Raw genomic sequence first — 18,282 nt, forward strand, 5'->3', positions numbered from 1 at the left:
CGGCGGCCGCCCGCCCCGTCACTCGCCCGCCGCTTCCTCCGCGATCTTGTCGAACTGCGCTCCCATGGCCTCCGACAGCGCCTGCGCCGCCGACAGCGGGCGGACCATCACCATGAAGTCGTCGATCTTCCCCTCCTCGTCGAAGTGGAGGAAGTCGCAGCCCTGGATCTGCTTGCCCGCGACGGTCGCCGTGAACACGAACGCGTGGTCGCGGCCGTCGGGGTTCGCGATCTCCTTGACGTAGCTGAAGTCCTCGAAGACCCGCAGCACCCCCCGCAGGATCGCGGCGGTCATCGCCTTGCCCGGGTACGGCTTGAAGGCCACGGGGCTGGTGAACACGACGTCCTCGGCGAGCAGCGCCTCTATGGCGGCGGAGTCGCGGTTCTCGACGGCCTTGCGGAACGGGTGCATGATCCCTCGCTCACGTACTCAATAAATTTACTAGTTGAGTCGGAGGGTAAACGCCGAGGGCGCAGCCGTCCACCCGCCAAAGCGCGGCCGGGGGCGGAGTACCGGCGGAGGACTGGAGAGAGATCAGCCCGGCGGCCGTCTCGCGGAAGCCGCAGGTGTCGAAGCAGAACGGGCGCAGCCGGTCCTCGAAGTCGACATGGAGCCAGCGGCAGCCGGCGGCGCGGGCCTCTTCGGCGGCCAGGGCCCTTCTGATGGATCTCCGTGGGAGAAGGAGCGGCGTTCGGTGCGTGCGATCGGTGTGCGGTGCGGAGGGTCATGTGGCGGAGCCACCTGTCGCTCCGCGCCGTGCGGCGAGGGTACGTGCCGGGCGTCGCGACGCCGCGGAGATTCGTCAGAAGGGCCCTAGGGCGACGAGCCGGGCTCCGACCCCGCGGGAGCGGTGGGGTACCGCGACGACGGTGTCCAGGAGGAAGGCGTGGACTCCCCCGTCCCGGACGACGTTGACGAAGCCGATCATGGCACCGTCCGCGCGGGCGCAGACCCAGCCGAGGCTGTGCCGCTCGAGCCGGGCGATGCGGCCCGGCGGGCCGCCGAAGCCCTCCGTGTGCAGGGCGTCGAGGGAGTGGTCGTCGACCTCGCCGCGTCAGTCGTAGGTGATCGTCACGCGCCGATCGTACGTACCGCTCGGAGGCGGCCGGGTGGCCGTGGAGGTCGGCCGCGGGGAGGTGGTCCGGGGGCCCGCGGCCGTCGTGCGGTGTGGTGTCGCGCGGTCAGCGGCGCTGTGCCGCCGAGTGGGCGATCGCGGTGATCAGCAGGCCGTCACGGGCCACCCAGTTGCCGTGGAAGACGCGGACAGGGCCTGCGACCAGGAGACGGGCCTCGAAGGTGCCGCCGGGGTGGAGGGTGAGGTAGGCGTCCTCGAAGCCGAGCCAGCGGCCGGTCAGCGGGAACCATGCCTTGTACACGCTCTCCTTGGCGCTGAACAGGAGGGTGTCCCAGTGCGGGCCGCCCGGCCTGGTGAGCTGGGCGCGCTCGGCGGGCAGGGCGATCCGGTCCACCACCCCTTCGGGCAGCGGCTTGTCCTCCTCGGCGTCGATGCCGATCGAGGCGTAGTCCGACTGCCGGGCGACGGCCGCCGCGCGGTAGCCGTGGCAGTGGGTCAGGCTGCCGGTGACCCCGGCGGGCCACAGCGGCTCGCGCTTGGGTCCGCGCAGGACGGGCACCGGCGCGAGACCGAGTCCGGCCAGCGCCCGGTGCGCGCAGCCGCGGCCGGAGGTGAACTCGGCCCGCCGCTTGGGCAGGGCCCGGGTGATCAACGCCCGTTCCTCCGGGAAGAGTTCGCTGTCGGGGAGTTCACCGGCCCGCGTCTCGGCCGTGGCCGCCCCGGCGGGCAGGATGCCCGCGAGCAGCCCGGTCGTGATGACCGGGCCGGGCACGGTGGCGGTGCCCACCGGGACGGGCGCCGTGGGGGCGCCCGTCAGGACGCCGGTGATCACGACGCGCTCCCGGTGGTGAGCCGTTCGGCGAGACGGAAGGCGAGTTCCAGGGACTGCTCGCGGCTGAGCCGGGGGTCGCACAGCGAGAGGTAGCGGCTGTCGAGGTCCTCGAAGCCGATGCCGCCGCCGACGCACTCGGTGACGTCGTCGCCGGTGAGTTCGAGGTGCACCCCGCCCGGGTGGGCCCCGGCGCAGCCCAGCACCTCGAAGAAGCCCATGAGTTCGTCGAGGACGTCGGTGAAGCGGCGCGTCTTGTGGCCGGTGGGCGCGGTGACGGTGTTGCCGTGCATCGGGTCGCAGACCCAGGCGACGGACCGGCCTTCCTTGACGACGCGTTCCACCAGGGCGGGCAGCGCCTCGCGGACACGGCCGGTGCCCATGCGGGAGACCAGGGTGAGGCGGCCGGGCTCGTTGTCGGGCGAGAGCCGGTCGACGAGGCGCAGCAGTTCGTCGCCGGAGACGGAGGGGCCCACCTTCACGGCGAGCGGGTTGGCGATGCGGGCGCAGTAGTCGACGTGCGCCTCGTCGGGGTGGCGGGTGCGCTCGCCGATCCACAGCAGGTGGCCGGAGGTGGCGTACGGTTGTCCGGTCGCGGGGTCGACGCGCGTCAACGCGGCCTCGTAGTCGAGGAGCAGCGCCTCGTGCGACATGAACAGTTCGCCGGGGGTGTGCCAGCCGCCGGAGCCGGTGAAGCCGCCCGCTCCCACGATGCTCCGGGCGAGCGGCCGGTACCGGGCGGCGGCGGGGCCGGACCCGGCGAAGGCGAGGACGCCCTCCAGCGCGTGGGCGTATCCGGCCGACTCGCTGTTGCCGTAGGCCCGTACGAGGTTCAGGGTGGCGGCCGAGGCGTGATAGGCGCGGACCAGCCGGTGCGGGTCGGGGGTGCGGACGGCGGCGTCGAAGGCGTGGCCGTTGACCATGTCGCCCCGGTAGACGGGGAGTTCGACGCCGTCACGGACCTCGGTGGGCTTGGAGCGCGGCTTGGCGTACTGGCCGGCCATGCGGGCGACGGTGACCGTGGGGCGGGACAGGGCGTAGCCGAGGACGGTCGCGAGCTGTTGCAGGAGACCGGCGGTCAGCGAGATGGAGGTGGCGTTGACGGCGTCCAGGGACTCGGCGCAGTCGCCGCCCTGGACGAGGAAGGCCTCGCCGCGGGCGACCTCGGCGAGCCGGCTGCGCAGCCGGTCGCACTCACGGGGTACGACGAGCGGCAGACTGGCCTCCAGGGTGGCGACGGCCGCGCCGAGGGCGGCGCGGTCGGGCCAGGGGGGCTGCTGGCGGGCGGGCAGCGCACGCCAGCTCTGCACGAGATGGGCGTCGGGAAGGTCGGCCACAGTGGTCACGCGAAGAGCTCCGCTTCGTGCGGCACCGGTGCCAGTGCGCCGGTGACCAGGGTGTCGAGGATCTCCGTGCCGTGACGGGTCATCACAGACTCGGGGTGGAACTGCACGGACGCGAAGCCGCGGCCGCGCAGGGCGTGCACCTCGCCGGTCGCGGGGTCGCGGGCGACCTCCACGGTGCCGGGGCACAGCGGGCTGTCCAGCAGCCCGGTGTCGCTGTGCGCGGCGAAGGTGTTGTAGTAGTACGCGGGCGTGGGGGCGCCGAAGAGGTCGATGGTGCGGCGCACGCCCTGGTTGGGGAACGGCAGGCGGCGCAGGTCCAGGCCGAGCAGCCCGGAGAGCACCTGATGACTCAGGCACACGGAGACGAACGGGATGCGCAGGTCGAGCAGGCTGCCGGTGACCGCGCGCAGATGGGCGATCTTCGGGTGGCTGCGCTCGCGCGGGTCGCCGGGACCGGGGCCCAGCAGGACCAGGTCGTAGCCGGTGATGCGGTACGGCTCGTCGAAGCGGCGGACGTCCACCTCGTGGCCGAGGCTGCGCAGCTGGAGCGCGCACATCGAGGTGAAGGTGTCCTCGGCGTCGACGATGAGCAGCTTCTGTCCGGACGCGGGCCGGGCGGGTGCGGCGCCGAGCCAGAAGGGTGCCAGGGGGGCGTTGCGCCGCTCCAGGGCCTCGCGCACCCGCGGCAGGCCGCCGAGCGCGGCCGTGGGCGCGGCGGTGGTGCCGGTGCGGTCCAGGGCGCGGAGCAGTCCGGCGGCCTTGGCGGCGGTCTCCGCGGCCTCCTTGGCGGGGTCGGAGTCACGGACGAGGGTGGCGCCGACGCCGAGGTCCATGCGGCCGGTGCCGTCGATGTCCGCCGTACGGATCATGATGGCGGAGTCCATGCGGCGGCGGCCGGCCGCGTCGCGGCCGATGAGCGCGGCGACGCCGGAGTAGTAGCCGCGGCCGGTGGGCTCGGTGCGGGCGATGACCCGGCAGGCGCTCTCCACAGGGCTGCCGGTCACGGTCGGCGCGAGCAGTGTCTCGCGCAGGATGTCGCGGACGTCGCGGGTGGTGGTGCCGACGACGTGGTACTCGGTGTGGGCGAGATGGGCCATCTCCTTGAGGTTCGGCCCGACCACGTGCACGGTGTCGCACACGCGGCTCATCATCTTCAGTTCCTCGTCGAGGACCATGTAGAGCTCGTTGGTCTCCTTGGCGTCGGCGAGGAAGGACAGCACCGACTCCTCGGTGGGGCCGCCCGGCGGGTAGCGGTGGGTGCCGCTGATGGGGTTCATCGCCGCGACGCCGTCGTCGAGGCTGACATGCCGCTCGGGGCTGGCGCCGATGAACGTACGGGTGCCGGTGTGGATCAGGAACGTCCAGTAGGCGCCCGGTTCGCCGCGCAGCAGCCGGCCCCACAGGGCGAGCGCGGTGCGCACGGACCAGTCGTGGATCTCGGTGATGTAGCTGCGCTTCAGGACGAAGTTGGCGCCCTCGCCGCGGCCGATCTCCTCGGCGAGGACCCGGCGGACCAGGTCGCCGTACGCCTCGTCGTCGGGGTGGAAGGTGCCCTCGTCGGTGCTGACGGGCCAGGCGAGGACGCGGTCGAGCAGCTCGGCGACGGGCAGTCGTTCCTGGCCGCGCACGCGCATGGCGAGCAGCGGCTCCTTGGCGTCGTCGTCGCCGTGGTGCTCGTAGCCGCGCTCGCCGACCACGCGGTACGGCAGGACGGCGAGGACCTCGTGGGTGTCGGGGTCGCCGAAGTCGGGCACCGGCAGCTCCTGCGTGGTGGCGACCTCGGTGAACTCGCCCGTCAGCAGGTCGACATGGCCGGGGGTGCCGCGTTCGGGACGGTGCAGCAGGGCGAACGGGCCCCCGGTGCGCACCAGTTCCTCCAGCGTGTTCATCACGCGCCTCCGGCGCCGGCGAACGCCGCCGCGGTCAGCGACCGCAGGACGGTGGCGGTGGGCTGGGTGACGGCGCACCGGGTCGCGGCGTACTCCAGGGCCATGTGGTGGTACTCGGGGCTGAAGTCGGCGACGGCGTCGGCGACCACGAACGGCTGGATGTCGTGGGCGAACGCGTCGCATGCGGTGAGCAGGATGCCGACATGCGCGTAGACCCCGCAGATGACGAGCTGGTCGCGGCCGTGCTCGTGCAGCAGGTCGAGAAGGCCGGTGCGGTGGAAGGCGCTGGCCCGCCACTTGGTCAGGACGGTGTCGCCGAAACGCGGGGCGATCGGGCCGGGGATCTCGCGGTCGGCCGGTTCGGCGGACATCCCGGCTCCCCAGAAGTCCTTGAGCAGGCCGCGCTGTTCGTCGCTCATGCCGCCGGGCTGGGCGGTGTAGACGACGGGTACGCCTAGGGCCCGGCAGCGCTCGCGCAGGGCGATGACGTTGTCCATCAGGTCGGTACGGGGCCGGGCGTGCTCGGCGAACGGGGCGAGGAAGTAGTGCTGCATGTCGTGCACCAGCAGCACGGCCCGTTGCGGGTCGACGGACCAGGAGACGGTGTTCACCGGGAGCTCGGCCGCGGACGGCATCGGGTACGGGTCGATCGGCGCGATCGCCACGTGGGGTCCTTTCCGGGTGGGGACGGGCGGCGGAGGCGGGAGGGGCCGCTCCCGGGCCTGGTCGGGTCAGGGTCCGAGAGGTCCGAGGGCGGCCCCGGTCGGGGTCCGGGTGCCGAAGGCCCGGTGGTGGAACCCGGGTCCTGGCCGCCGGTCAGACGCCCAGGGCCGCTCCGCCGTCGACGGTCAGCTCGTGCATCGTGATGTGGGCGGCGCGCTCGGAGAGCAGGAACAGGACGGCGTCGGCGATGTGCCCTGGCTCGGCGATACGGCCGAGGGGAATGCCCACCCGGTAGTCCCGGGGCACCCCGTCGATGGAGGCCCGCTCGGCCGCGTCGCCCTGGAGAGCGGTCAGCATGGGGGTCCGGGTGGAGCCGGGGGCGACCACGTTGCAGCGGATGCCGTGGGCGGCCAGTTCCAGGCCGAGACACTTGGTGAACATGGCGGAGGCCGCCTTGGACGCCGAGTAGGCGGCCATCGACATCCGCGGGGTGGCGGACGCGTTGGAGGCGACGGTGACGATGGCGCCCCGCCCGCGCGGCACCATCAGCCGGGCCACGGCACGGCTGGTGTGGAAGACACCGGTGGCGTTGACGGCGAAGGTGGTGTTCCAGTCCTCGTCGCTGAGGTCCCCGGCGGGGCCGCTGCGCAGCACTCCGGCGGCGTTCACCAGATGCTCCACGGGCCCGAGTTCGGCCTCGGCCTTGGCGACGGCGGCGTCGACCTGGGCGCTGTCGGTGACGTCGACGGGGACCGGCAGCACGCGCCGGCCGTCGGCCTCCAGGGACTCGGCGAGTTCACCGAGGGCGTCGGCGTCACGGTCGAGCAGGGCGACCGGGGCACCGGAGGCGGCGATGGCACGGGCGATCTCGGTGCCTATGCCGCCGGCCGCGCCGGTGACCAGGGCGGTCATCGCGACACCTGCCCGAGGACACGTCCGACGACCTCGTCGGGGACGCGCAGGACGCGGGTGGTGAAGCCGCGCAGGGCCTCGAGGTAGCGCTCGCGCAGCCCGTTCTCGTCGGCCTCGACGCCCTTGCCGCCGGAGATCAGGGTGCGGCCGCCGACGATGACGGTGTCGACGTCCGCGGACCCGCCGAGCCACAGGAAGCTCTCCAGCGGGCGGGAGTTGAGCAGATAGCGGTAGTCGTCGGTGGGGATCAGCACCAGGTCGGCCTGCTTGCCCGGCTCCAGGCTGCCGACCTGGTCGTCCCAGCGCAGGCCCTTGGCGCCGAGCCGGGTGGCCATGGCCAGGGCGTCGGTGGGCCGTACCTCGGTCTGGTCGGCGCTCAGCTCGTTGTACATCTGCCAGGCGGCGCGCATGGCCTCCGCCATGCCCGCGTTGGGCAGCGAGGAGCCGTCGGTGGACAGGGAGACGTCCAGTCCGGCGCGGCGCAGGGCGGGCACGACGCCGGTCTCGGTGACCGCGGACTCGCCGGAGGGGCCGTACTTGGCGGGCGAGTGGCTGATGTGGGCGTGGCCGGCGAGCATCAGCTTCTGCTCGTCGTCGTCGAGGAACGCGGCGTGCGCGGCGGTCAGCCGCTCGTCGACCAGGCCGAGTTCGGCGAGGCGGCGCAGTCCGGTGGAGCCGTAGTAGGCGCGCAGGACGTCGGCCTCGTGACGCAGGGCGCCCACATGGGTGGCGAACGGCAGGTCGTGACGGGCGATCAGGTCCGCCATGCCGGTGGCGAGTTCGTCCGTCATGTTGGTGACGTAGGCGATGCTGGGGCGGCAGCGCAGCCGGCCGGTGGTGTCCTTCGCGACCTGGCCGAGCAGTTCCTCGACACCGGCGAGGATCGTGTCGGCGTCGCGGGTGCGCCGGAACCCGGTGGCGTCGGCCGGGCAGACGGCGTCGCTCGCCCAGGTGCTGGCGGAGAAGCGCAGACCGAGTCGGCGGGCGGCGGCGACCATCGAGGCGGGCCGGTTGAGGGAGCCCATGTCGCCGAGGGTGGTGACACCGCCGCGCAGCTGGGTCCACATCGAGTACTCGGCGATGGCCTGGGCCTCGTCCGGGGTGAGGCCGGCGATCAGGTCGTCGAAGCGGTCGAAGGTGGCGGAGACCTCGTGCATGCTGCCGCCGCCGCCGAGGAACGCGACCTGGTCCTCGCGGTCCGAGACCGGGCGCAGGGCGCCGCGCAGCGGGAAGCCCATGGCGAACATCTCGTGCCAGTGGTCGTTGACCAGGCCCGGCAGCACCATCATGCGGCTCGCGTCGAGGGTGCGCAGGTCGCCGCGCTGCTCCGGGGTGAGGGCGGCGACGGCCCGCTCGACCTCGGCGGCGGGGCCGACGGCCACGATCCGGTCGTCGACGACGAGGACGGCGCCGCGGGCGTGCACGGACTCCTGGGCGTCGGCGGTGTAGACGGTGCCGCCGGATATCAGCAGGGTGCTCATCGCGCCTCCCCGGCGGCCTGGCCCTCGGGTCCGGCGAGGGTCGCGAAGTGGGCGAGCCAGCCCTTGAGGGTCGGTTCGCCGATGAGCGCCTCGAAGTCGGCCCGGACGCCCTGCTTGCGCCAGCGGCTGACCAGGCGCATGACCTCCAGCGAGCTGATGCCCAGCACGACGAGGCTGGTGTCGGGGTCGATGGCGCGCGGCTCGATGCCCAGCACGGGGGCGAGGATCGCGCGCAGCTCGTGTTCGGTGGGCGGCGTCATGGTGTCCACGTCAGCCTTTCTCTGCGGCCGCGGCCGAGGCGGCCAGCGCCTTCTTGTCGACCTTGCCGAGCGGGGTCAGGGGCAGTTCGGGTACGTAGCGCACGACGTCGGGCAGCTTGTACTCGGCGACGCCCTGGGCGTGCACGGCCCGCTTGATGTCGGCGAGCGGAATCTCGTCGCCCTCGGCCACGAGGAACGCGCAGATCCGCTCGCCGAGGAACTCGTCGGGCACGCCGATGACGGCGGCGCCGGTGATGCCGGGCTGCCGCAGCAGCAGTTCCTCGGCCTCCCCGGCGTTGATCTTGTCGCCGCCGCGGATGATGACCTCCTTGATCCGGCCCTCGATGACGAGGTCGCCGTCCTCGGTCAGCCTGGCCAGGTCGCCGGTGCGGTAGAAGCCGTCCTCGGTGAAGACGCGGCGGTTGTGCTCGGGGGCGCGGTAGTAGCCGCGCAGGGTGTAGGGGCCGCGGGTGATCAGCTCGCCCACGGTGCCGGCCGGCACCTCGTGGCCCTCGTCGTCGACGATCCGCAGCTCGTCGGCCTCGGAGACCGGCTTGCCCTGGGTGGTGAGCACCGACTCGTCCGGGTCGTCGGACCGGGAGAAGGTGAGCAGTCCCTCGGCCATGCCGAACACCTGCTGGAGCCTCGCGCCGAGCGTGGGCTCGATCCGCTCGGTGAACTCGCGCAGCATCCGCGCCCCGCCGACCTGCACCAGCCGCAGCGAGGACAGGTCGGCGTCGGTCCAGGAGGCCTCATCGAGCCAGAGCGCCATGATGGAGGGGACCATCGCGGTGGCGGTGGCGCCGTGCCGCTCGATCAGCGGGAAGCAGTCGGAGGGGTTCGGGGTGTCGGCGAGGACGGCGGTGCCGCCCGCATGGAGGATGCCGACGACGCCCGGGCAGCCGAAGGCGAAGTTGAACTCGATGGGCAGGACGGCGAGATACACGTCGTCCTCGGTGAACTCGCAGACCGCGGCGGCGCGGCGCGACATGTGGACGTAGTCGTCGTGGGTGCGCGGGATCAGCTTCGGCAGGGCCGTCGTGCCGCCGGAGAGCAGGAAGAACGCCACGTCGGCCGGGTCGGGCTCGGGCAGCGGCGCCGGGTTCTCGGGGGCAGCCGCCTCCACCTCGGCGATCGACACGAACCCCTCGGTGCTCTCACCGAGCACGAACAGGGACTTCAGGGTGCCGGTGCCGGCCCGCACCTGGCGGGCCTGCTCGCGGTGGTCGTGGCCGCGGTGCGTCTCGGGCACGACGTAGGCGACGGCGCCGCTCAGTTCCACCAGGTGGGTGATCTCGGTGGAGCGGTGGGCGGGCAGCGAGAACACGGGCTTGGCGCCCAGGCGCAGCAGTCCGAGGACGATGGCCACGAACTCCGGCACGTTGGGCAGCTGGACGACGATCCGGTCGTCGGCGTTCACTCCGTGGGCGGCGAAGCCGTGGGCCAGCCGGTCGGCCCAGCGGTCGAGTTCGGTGTAGGAGACGCGGCGCTCACCGTGCACGAGCGCGGTGCGGTCACCGTGCCGGGCGGCCAGGTCGCGCAGCACACCGCCGAGTGTCTCGCCGGTCCAGATGCCCTGGTCGCGATAGTGCCGGGCGACGTCCTCGGGCCAGGGGGTGCATCCGTCGAGCATCACGGGCTCCTACTCGGCTTCCGGTGCGGGCTCGGTGATGCGTACGACGGCCGCGCCGGCCTCCATGCCGGTGCTGGCGCCGATCAGCAGGACGTGGTCGCCGGGGACGACCTGCCCGGTGCGCCAGACGTGCTCCAGGCCGAGGAAGAGGTCGGCGGCACCCGTGTGTCCGATGGTGCTGGTGTACTCCCAGACCGTCTTCTCCTCGGGCACGTCCAGCGGCAGCAGGAACATCGCCTCCAGCGCGGGGCGGCCCATGCCGACGTGGCAGACCTTGGTGATCTGGTCGAACGTCACCTCGGCCTCCTTCAGGGTGCGTTCGGTGATCTCCGCGACCCGGTCGCCGAAGTTCTTGATGGGCGGGGCCTTGCCCTCGGCCCACTGCTCGCGGACCTTCTCGGCGCGCTCGGCGAAGTTCAGGCCCCGGCCGCGGGTGACGCCGGGCGGGAACAACTCCTCGCCGGCCCGGTGCAGGATCTCCATGGAGGAGTCGGACAGCGAGCCGACGGCCAGCAGTTCGGCGAAGCCGGAGCGGCGCGAGAGCACGACCGAGGAGCCCGCGTCGGCGAGCACGAACAGGCCCGAGGCGCGCCAGCGTTCGACGCCCGGGGTGGAGTAGTTGTCGCCGGTGGTGATCAGCGCGGCGTCATGGGTGGGGTTGGCGATCAGCCGGCTCGCGGCGATCTCCAGGGAGGCGATCATGCCGAGGCAGCCCTGCTTGACCTCGACGGCCGGGACGGGCCGGTCCACGGTGTTGTTGAGGATGTAGTGCACCGCGGACCACCCGTCGGGGCCCTGGTGGTGGGTGTAGCTGTGCAGCAGGACGCCGATGTCGTCCGGACCGTGCCCGGAGTCCGCCAGGGCCGCCCGGGCGGCCTCGATCGCCATCTGCGGCGCGGGGGTGGACTCGCTGACGGCGGCCGAGACCATGCCCGACGCCTCCCGGGCGCCTTCGTCGTACAGGCCTTCCGCGACCGCCTGTTCGGCCGGGAACAGGGGCGGCAGATGGCTGCCGATCCCGGCGAGGTACAGGTGCGCAGTCCTCATCGCGCCGACTCCTTCTGGCTCGATCCGTGTGCAAGCGGCAGGGGATGCCTGGGCGCCAGCACAACATCACGCGTGCCCGTCGCTCATGAGTGGCCGGTACTCATCCGGTCGACCGCCCTCCGGCCCCGGCTCGTGGGTGGAACCCGCCCACGGCCTGCGCAGGAGGCCCGTGGCGGCCCGAATAAGTAGCCACTACTCGCGATCCGCGCGCGCCCCGGATGTTGTGCTGGCCGCGATCCCGCCGAGCCGTGTCCCCGTCGGCGGTCAGGCATCCACGAGGGGAGCAGTCATGTCCACGTCGCGTCCGGAGCAGGGCGACTGGTCGAGTCCCGCCGAACTCGCACAGCTTCAGAGGGCCCGGCTGCCGCGGGTGCTCGCCCAGGCGCTGCGTTCGCCGTTCTACTCAGCCCGCTACGAGGGCCGTGAAGTTCCGCGCTCCGCCGACGACTTCGCCGAGGTCCCGCTCACGACCAAGCAGGACCTGCGCGACCAGTACCCGTTCGGGATGCTGGCCGTGCCCCGCAAGGAGCTTGCCACCTACCACGAGTCCAGCGGCACGGCCGGTGAGCCGACCGCCTCCTACTACACCGACGGCGACTGGACCGACCTCGCCGAACGCTTCGCCCGCAAGTGGGTGGGCATCGGCCCGTCCGACACCTTCCTGGTGCGCACGCCCTACGGGCTGGTCATCACCGGGCATCTGGCCCAGGCGGCCGGCCGGCTGCGCGGGGCCACCGTCGTCCCCGGCGACGCCCGCTCGCTCGCCACCCCGCTGTCCCGCATGGTGCGGGTGCTCGGCTCCCTGGACGTGACGCTGGTCTGGTGCAACCCGACCGAGATCGCCATGCTCGCGGCCGCCGCGCGGGCGGCCGGACTGCGCCCGGAGCGCGACTTCCCCCACCTGCGCGCTTTCTTCACCGCCGCCGAGCCGCTCACCGAGGTGCGCAGGCGGCGGCTGAGCGAGGTCTGGGGCGGCATCCCGCTGGTCGAGGAGTACGGCTCCACGGAAACCGGCACGATCGCCGGGCAGTGCCCCGAGGGAACGCTGCATCTGTGGGCGGACCGGGCGGTGTTCGAGGTGTACGACCCGGCCACCGGCAGGCTGTCCCCGACCGGACGCGGCCAGATCGTCGTCACGCCGCTGTACCGCGACGCGATGCCGCTGCTGCGCTACAACCTCGCCGACGAGGTCGAGGTGTCCGACGCGCCGTGCCGCTGCGGCTGGCTGCTGCCCACCGTGCGGGTCCTGGGCCGGGCGGGCACCGCCCATCCGGTGGGCTCCTCCTCGGTGACCCAGCAGCAGCTGGAGGAGCTGGTCTTCTCCCTGCCGGCCGAGTACGAGGTGCTGTTCTGGCGGGCGAGGGCCGAACGGGACGCCGTGGTCCTGGAGTTCGAGGCCCCCGACGCGGTGCGTGAGCGTGCGGCCAAGGAGCTGGGCGCGGCCGTCGACCGCGAACTGGGTGTGCCGCACCGCATCACCGCCCTGCCACTGGGCACGCTGGTGCCCGCCTCCGCCCTGACCGCGCAGCGCGACATCCTCAAGGCCCGCTATCTCTTCGCCGAGGGCGAGGACTGGGACAAGGCGGTCATGTATGCCTGAGCGCCCTCCTCTCCCGCGCCCCCTGCCTTCCCCGCGTCGCCGACAGCGGCCGACGCCGACCCGTGAGCGGTGACGCCATGAACGACCTCAACCCCCAGCCGTCGAACGCCGCCGAGCCGATCGCGGTGGTCGGCATCGGCTGCCGTCTGCCCGGTGCCGACTCCCCCGACGCCCTGTGGCGGCTGCTGCTCGACGCGGTGAACGTGTCGGGCCCGATCCCCGAGGAGCGCTGGGCGCCGCAGCGCGCGCAGTCCCGGGAGAACGCCGCGGTGCTCTCCCGGGTCACCGACCACGGCTCCTTCCTCGAGGACATCGCCGGGTTCGACGCCTCCTTCTTCGGCATCTCCGCCACCGAGGCCCGCCAGCTGGACCCGCAGCAGCGGCTCGCGCTGGAGGTGGCCTGGGAGGCCCTGGAGCACGCGGGCATCCCCGCCCCCGCGCTGGCCGGCAGCGACGCCGGTGTGTTCATCGGCGTGGGCACCGACGACTACGGCCGGCGCCTGCTGGAGGACCTGCCGGGCGTCGAGGCGTGGACCGGCATCGGCTCCTCGCTGTGCGGGGTGCCCAACCGCATCTCCTACACCTTCGACCTGCGCGGCCCGTCCGTCGCGGTCGACACCGCCTGCTCGTCCTCGCTGGTGGCGATCCACCAGGCGTGCGCGGCGCTGCGCGCCGGGGAGACGCCGGTGGCCCTCGCGGGCGGTGTGATGCTGATGGCGGGCCCGGGTCTGACCACGGTCCTGGACCACGCGGGCGCCATCTCGCCCGACGGCCGCTCCAAGGCCTTCGACTCGGCGGCCGACGGCTACGGCCGCGGAGAGGGCTGCGCGGTAGTCGTCCTCAAGACGCTGTCCGACGCCCGTCGCGACGGCGACCGTGTCATCACGGTGATCCGCGGCAGCGCGGTGCACCAGGACGGCCGCACCGACGGCATCATGGCGCCGAGCCCCGCCGCTCAGGCGCATCTGCTGCGCAAGGCGTACGCCGCGGCGGGCGTGGACCCGGCCGAGGTGGACTACGTCGAGGCGCACGGCACCGGCACCCGGGTGGGCGACCCGATCGAGGCGTCGGCGCTGGCCGAGGTGGTGGGCGCCGGACGCCGCGCCGGACAGCCCTGTCTGATCGGCTCGGTGAAGACCAACATCGGCCACTGCGAGGCGGCGGCGGGAGTCGCGGGCCTGGTGAAGACCGCGCTCGCGATGTACCACGGTCTGATACCGCCCACCGTGACTGTGGAGGGGCCGCGCCGGGACATCCCGTGGGAGACCTCGGGGCTGAGTGTCGTGACCGAGCCGACGCCGTGGCCCGAGACCGGGCGCCCGCGGCGCGCGGGTGTGGCGAGCTACGGCTACGGCGGCACGATCGCGCACGTCGTGCTGGAGCAGGCGCCCGACGCCGGAGCCGTGGCGGACGGGACGCAGGAGGCCCCCGCCGCGTCGGCCGAAGGCCCCCTGCTCTTCCCCGTCTCCTCGGCGACCGCCCCGGGCCTCGCCGCACAGGCCGCACGGCTGAGGGACTCCCTCGGCGCGCACTCCCTGGCCGACCTCGGCCACACCCTCGCCCACCGCCGGGCCCAGTTGGGCGCGCGTGCCGTGGTCCTGGCCTCGGACGAGACGGAACTGGCCGCCGCGGTGACCGCGCTGGCCGACGGCGAGGCGCACGAGCGGGTCGTCACCGGGGAGTTCCCGGGGCGCCCGGAGCGGCCGGTCTGGGTGTTCTCCGGGCACGGCGCCCAGTGGTCCGGCATGGGCCGTGAACTGCTGGAGCGGGAGCCGGTGTTCGCCGCCGCGATCGACCGGCTCGGGCCCGTCTTCGCGGAGGAGCTGGGCGTCACGCCCCGCGAGGTGCTCACCGGCGGTGACCTCGGCTCGGTGGACATCATCCAGTCGATGCTGTTCGCCGTGCAGATCGGTCTGGCCGCCGTGTGGCGCCGCCACGGCGTGGAGCCCGCCGCGATCATCGGTCACTCGGTCGGTGAGATCGCCGCGGCGGTCACCGCCGGGTCGCTCACCGAGGAGGACGGGGCGCGGCTGGTGTGCCGCCGCTCGGCCCTGCTGCGCAAGGTGGCCGGCCAGGGCGCCATGATCATGGTGGACCGGCCGTTCGAGGAGGTCCGGGAGCGCATCGGCGCGACGGACGCGCTGTGCGCGGCGATCGCCGCCGCCCCCGCCTCGACCGTGGTCGCCGGTGACATCCCGGCGGTGGACGAGGCCGCCGAACAGTGGACGGAGCTCGGCTGGACCGTCCGCCGCATCGACTCCGACGTGGCCTTCCACAGCCCGCAGATGGACCTGATCAGCGGTGAACTGGCCGCCGCGGTCGCCGATCTGGAGCCGCGCACCCCGAGTGTGCCGCTGTACCAGACGGCGGTGGACGACCCGCGCGCCGGACTGCCGCAGGACGCCCGCTACTGGGCCGGGAACCTGCGCAACGCCGTCCGGTTCCACCAGGCGGTGCGGGCGGCCGTCGAGGACGGGCACCGCCTGTTCCTCGAGGTGTCCGCGCACCCTGTGGTCAGCCACTCGATCACCGAGACCCTCGGCGGCGCGGGCGACGCGCTGGTCGTGCCGTCGCTGCGCCGCAACAAGCCGGAGCGGCTGACGCTGCTGACCTCGCTGGCCCGGCTGCACTGCCACGGCGTGCCCGTGGACTGGGCCGTGCTCCAGTCCGGCGGCGCGCTCGCCGACCTGCCCACCACGGCGTGGCGGCACGAACGGCACTGGGTGGACGGCCGGTTCGACGCTCCCTCGCCGCAGGACACGCTGCTCGGCACCGAGGCGGCCGTGCACGGCTCGCACGTACGGGTCTGGCAGACCACGCTCGACCTGCGCACCCGCCCGTACCCGCGCCGGCACCCGGTGCTGGGCACGGAGATCGTGCCGGCGACCGTGCTGCTGAACACCTTCTTCACCGCGGGCCGCACCGACACCCTGACGGACGTCCATCTGCGCCAGCCGGTGGTGGTGCCGCAGGAGGACACCCGGCAGGTGCAGATCGTGTCCGACGAGAGCGGACTGCGGCTCGTCTCGCGCGCGCTGGGCTCGCCCGACAACGCCTGGCTCACCCACACCACGGCCACCCTCGGGGACCGCTCGGCCGCGTCGGCCGAACCGCTCGGCCCGACCGGCGCCTCCGACGTGCTCGACCCCGACCACGTGGTGGACCGGCTCGCGCAGCTCGGTGTGGCCGACATGGGCTACCCGTGGACGATCGAGGAGCTGTACAGCGGCGACGGCACGCTGACCGCGTCGGTGCGCGCCGACCGGGACGCCACCTGGGCGGCGGTGCTCGACGCGGCGCTGTCCATGGCCTCGGTGATCTTCTCCGGCCCGGCCGTGCTGCGGATGCCCGCGTACATCGACCGGGTCACCCGCCGCGGCCCGGCGCCGCGCACCGCCGTCATCGACGTACGGCTCGACCCCGACCAGCCGCTCACCGTGCATGTGGACGTACGCGGCGAGGCGGACGGCGAGGAGTCGGTGGTGACGCTGCGCGGGCTGCGCTACGGCGAGCTCGACGGCGACCTGTCCGACGAGCAGCGCACCGGCGCCGAGCGCTTCGAACCGGCCTGGCAGCCCTTCCCGCTGGACACCACCGCGCACTCGAACCGGCCCGGTGGCACGCTGCTGGTGCTGGGCCCGACGGAGCTGGCGTGCGCGCTGGTGCCGGAGGCCGCCGCGCGCGGGGTGACGGTGAGCGTCTCGCGCCGCCGTCTGGAGGAGGCCGACCAGGTCCTCTACGCCCCCGACAGCGCCGAACCGGCCGAGGTGGCGACGGAGTTCGTGCGCCTGATGGCGGAGATCGCCGCGCTGCCCGGCCGCAAGCCGGTGGTGTGGTGCCTGACGCGCGGGGTGCGCGAGTGCGCGGACGCCTCCTCGCTCGCCGGGTCCCCGCTGTGGGGTCTGGGCCGGGTCGCGGCCAGCGAGCACCCCGACTTCTGGGGCGGTGTCGTCGATCTGCCGGCCCGTCCCTGGTCGCAGCTTCCCGTCGAGCCGCTGTTCGCGCTGCTGCATCTGCGGCCCGCCGAGCCGGTGCTGTCGGTGGTGGACGGCGAGGTGCACACCGTGCGCCTGCTGCCCGCCGAACCGGCCGCGGACGGGGCGCAGTTCGCCTGCCGCCCGGACGGCACGTACCTGGTCACCGGCGGTCTCGGTGTGCTCGGTCTGGAGCTGGCCGGCCATCTCGCCGCGCGGGGTGCGCGCCGGATCGTGCTGCTGGGCCGTACGCCGGTCCCGCCGCGCGCCGAGTGGGCGCAGGGCGACCCGCGGGTCGACGCGCTGCGCCGGCTGGAGGCGGCGGGGGTGACCGTGCGGACGGTCGCGGCCGACATCACCGACGCGGCCGCCGTGAAGGCCGCCCTGGACGCGCTCGACCTGCCGCCGGTACGGGGTGTGGTGCACGCCGCCGGTACGGTGCACAGCGCGCTGCTGCACCAGCTGGAGGAGGACGCGGTCCGCGCGGTCATGCGGCCCAAGGTCGACGGCGCGCTGGTCCTGCACGAGCTGTTCCCGCCCGGCTCGACGGACTTCTTCGTGCTGTTCTCGTCGGCCGGCCCGCTGCTGGGCCTGCCCGGCCAGGGCGCGTACGCCGCCGCCAACGCCTACCTGGACGCGCTGGCCGCGCACCGCAGGGCGGCGGGGGCGACCGAGTCGGTGGCCCTGGCGTGGACGAGCTGGCGGGGCATGGGCATGGCCACGGCCGCCCAGGCCACGGACATGGAGCTCTCCGCGCGCGGCACCTGCGACATCGCCCCGGACCAGGCGCTGCGGGCCTTCGACCAGACGGCCGCGGCGCCGGCCGGCGCGGTGGTGGCGGTGCTGGGGCTGCTGCGCGGGCACACCGGTCCGCGGCCCGCGCTGCTCTCCGAACTGGCCCGGGACGACTCGGCGCAGCCCGCCGAGGTGCCGGACTGGATGGAGCTGGACGGCGAGGAGCTGTCGGCGTATCTGCTCGACGAGGTGCGGCGCCGGGTGGCGAACGTGCTGGGCGCGCAGCCGGACGCGGTCTCGGTGCACCGGCCGCTGACGGAGGCGGGCGTCGACTCGCTGCTCGCCGCGGCGATCCGGGTCGCGCTGGAGCGTGACCTGGGGGTCGCCCTGCCGGCCACGCTGCTGTGGAACCACCCCACCGTCGGCGCGATCGCCGGCCACCTCGGGGACCTGCTCACCGCCGCGCACGCGGGCGAGCAGGAGCAGGACATGGCGCACTGACCGGCGCCACCGGGCTGCCGCCGTCCTCGCCGGCGACGACCGGGTGCGGCCGGTCGGGGCGAGGACGGCGGCCGAGACATCGGTGTGGCCTCGATCGCGCTGGACGACGAGGGCCGGATCCGCGGCGGACCGCCGACGCCGCGCCGCCTGCCGCAGCCGGAACGAGCGCGGCGGCACGGCGGCCGAGAGTGACATCCGCACAACGGAGCAGGCGAGGGGGGGGGGGAGGGGGGGGGGGGGGGCGCGTCCCTTTCGCTGTTTGCCTCTCAAATCGCCCCTGGTCCATAAAACGAAGAACCCCCACTACAAAAGAAAAAAAAAAACACCTCCCTCGCGA

General features: G+C 73.6%; 12 protein-coding genes and 2 pseudogenes. 2 read left to right on the forward strand and 12 right to left on the reverse strand.

Features of this window, described 5'->3' with window-relative positions:
- Positions 1-18: 18 nt before the first annotated feature.
- The 12 genes and pseudogenes from ACZ6SQ_RS07470 to ACZ6SQ_RS07525 all read right to left on the reverse strand — a co-directional run bounded on the left by ACZ6SQ_RS07470 (position 19) and on the right by ACZ6SQ_RS07525 (position 11,135).
- Complete coding sequence (locus ACZ6SQ_RS07470) at positions 19-411, reverse strand: nuclear transport factor 2 family protein (RefSeq protein ID WP_469557633.1); 393 nt, start codon at positions 409-411, stop codon at positions 19-21.
- A gap of 115 nt (positions 412-526) precedes the next feature.
- Positions 527-655: pseudogene (locus ACZ6SQ_RS07475) on the reverse strand (GNAT family N-acetyltransferase); the annotation flags it as partial.
- 162 nt (positions 656-817) lie between these two features.
- Positions 818-1,021, reverse strand: a pseudogene (locus ACZ6SQ_RS07480) (GNAT family N-acetyltransferase); the annotation flags it as partial.
- Positions 1,022-1,181: 160 nt separating this feature from the next.
- Positions 1,182-1,820 (reverse strand): 4'-phosphopantetheinyl transferase family protein, encoded by a 639-nt coding sequence (locus ACZ6SQ_RS07485; RefSeq protein ID WP_469557848.1) that lies wholly within the window; start codon positions 1,818-1,820, stop codon positions 1,182-1,184.
- 83 nt (positions 1,821-1,903) lie between these two features.
- Complete coding sequence (locus tag ACZ6SQ_RS07490; protein WP_469557634.1) at positions 1,904-3,250, reverse strand: 3-deoxy-7-phosphoheptulonate synthase class II; 1,347 nt, start codon at positions 3,248-3,250, stop codon at positions 1,904-1,906.
- On the reverse strand, positions 3,247-5,139 hold the full coding sequence (locus ACZ6SQ_RS07495; RefSeq protein WP_469557636.1) for an anthranilate synthase family protein: 1,893 nt from the start codon (positions 5,137-5,139) through the stop codon (positions 3,247-3,249). Before ACZ6SQ_RS07495 ends, ACZ6SQ_RS07490 begins: the two co-directional genes overlap by 4 nt.
- The gene (locus ACZ6SQ_RS07500; RefSeq protein WP_469557638.1) at positions 5,139-5,804 is read right to left on the reverse strand and encodes an isochorismatase family protein; all 666 of its coding nucleotides are present in this window, start codon (positions 5,802-5,804) and stop codon (positions 5,139-5,141) included. Before ACZ6SQ_RS07500 ends, ACZ6SQ_RS07495 begins: the two co-directional genes overlap by 1 nt.
- A gap of 151 nt (positions 5,805-5,955) precedes the next feature.
- Positions 5,956-6,714, reverse strand: coding sequence for a 2,3-dihydro-2,3-dihydroxybenzoate dehydrogenase (locus tag ACZ6SQ_RS07505; protein WP_469557640.1), 759 nt, complete (start codon positions 6,712-6,714; stop codon positions 5,956-5,958).
- The gene (locus ACZ6SQ_RS07510; RefSeq protein ID WP_469557642.1) at positions 6,711-8,195 is read right to left on the reverse strand and encodes an amidohydrolase family protein; all 1,485 of its coding nucleotides are present in this window, start codon (positions 8,193-8,195) and stop codon (positions 6,711-6,713) included. The genes ACZ6SQ_RS07505 and ACZ6SQ_RS07510 overlap by 4 nt, the downstream gene beginning before the upstream one ends.
- Complete coding sequence (locus tag ACZ6SQ_RS07515) at positions 8,192-8,455, reverse strand: phosphopantetheine-binding protein (RefSeq protein ID WP_469557850.1); 264 nt, start codon at positions 8,453-8,455, stop codon at positions 8,192-8,194. Before ACZ6SQ_RS07515 ends, ACZ6SQ_RS07510 begins: the two co-directional genes overlap by 4 nt.
- A gap of 10 nt (positions 8,456-8,465) precedes the next feature.
- Positions 8,466-10,088: a (2,3-dihydroxybenzoyl)adenylate synthase gene (locus ACZ6SQ_RS07520; RefSeq protein ID WP_469557644.1), complete on the reverse strand. Its 1,623-nt coding sequence runs from the start codon at positions 10,086-10,088 to the stop codon at positions 8,466-8,468.
- 9 nt (positions 10,089-10,097) lie between these two features.
- A complete protein-coding gene (locus ACZ6SQ_RS07525) occupies positions 10,098-11,135 on the reverse strand; it encodes a ketoacyl-ACP synthase III family protein (RefSeq protein ID WP_469557646.1) in 1,038 nt (345 codons plus the stop codon).
- A gap of 289 nt (positions 11,136-11,424) precedes the next feature.
- On the opposite strand from ACZ6SQ_RS07525, the gene ACZ6SQ_RS07530 reads away from it, so the two are divergent.
- Entirely contained in the window at positions 11,425-12,735 is a 1,311-nt protein-coding gene (locus ACZ6SQ_RS07530) for a phenylacetate--CoA ligase family protein (RefSeq protein ID WP_469557648.1), read from the forward strand.
- Positions 12,736-12,812: 77 nt separating this feature from the next.
- Positions 12,813-17,945, forward strand: a complete 5,133-nt coding sequence (locus ACZ6SQ_RS07535) for a type I polyketide synthase (RefSeq protein WP_469557650.1) — start codon at positions 12,813-12,815, stop codon at positions 17,943-17,945.
- Positions 17,946-18,282 lie beyond the last annotated feature (337 nt).

The sequence above is a fragment of the Streptomyces sp. NPDC048600 genome (assembly GCF_055587025.1).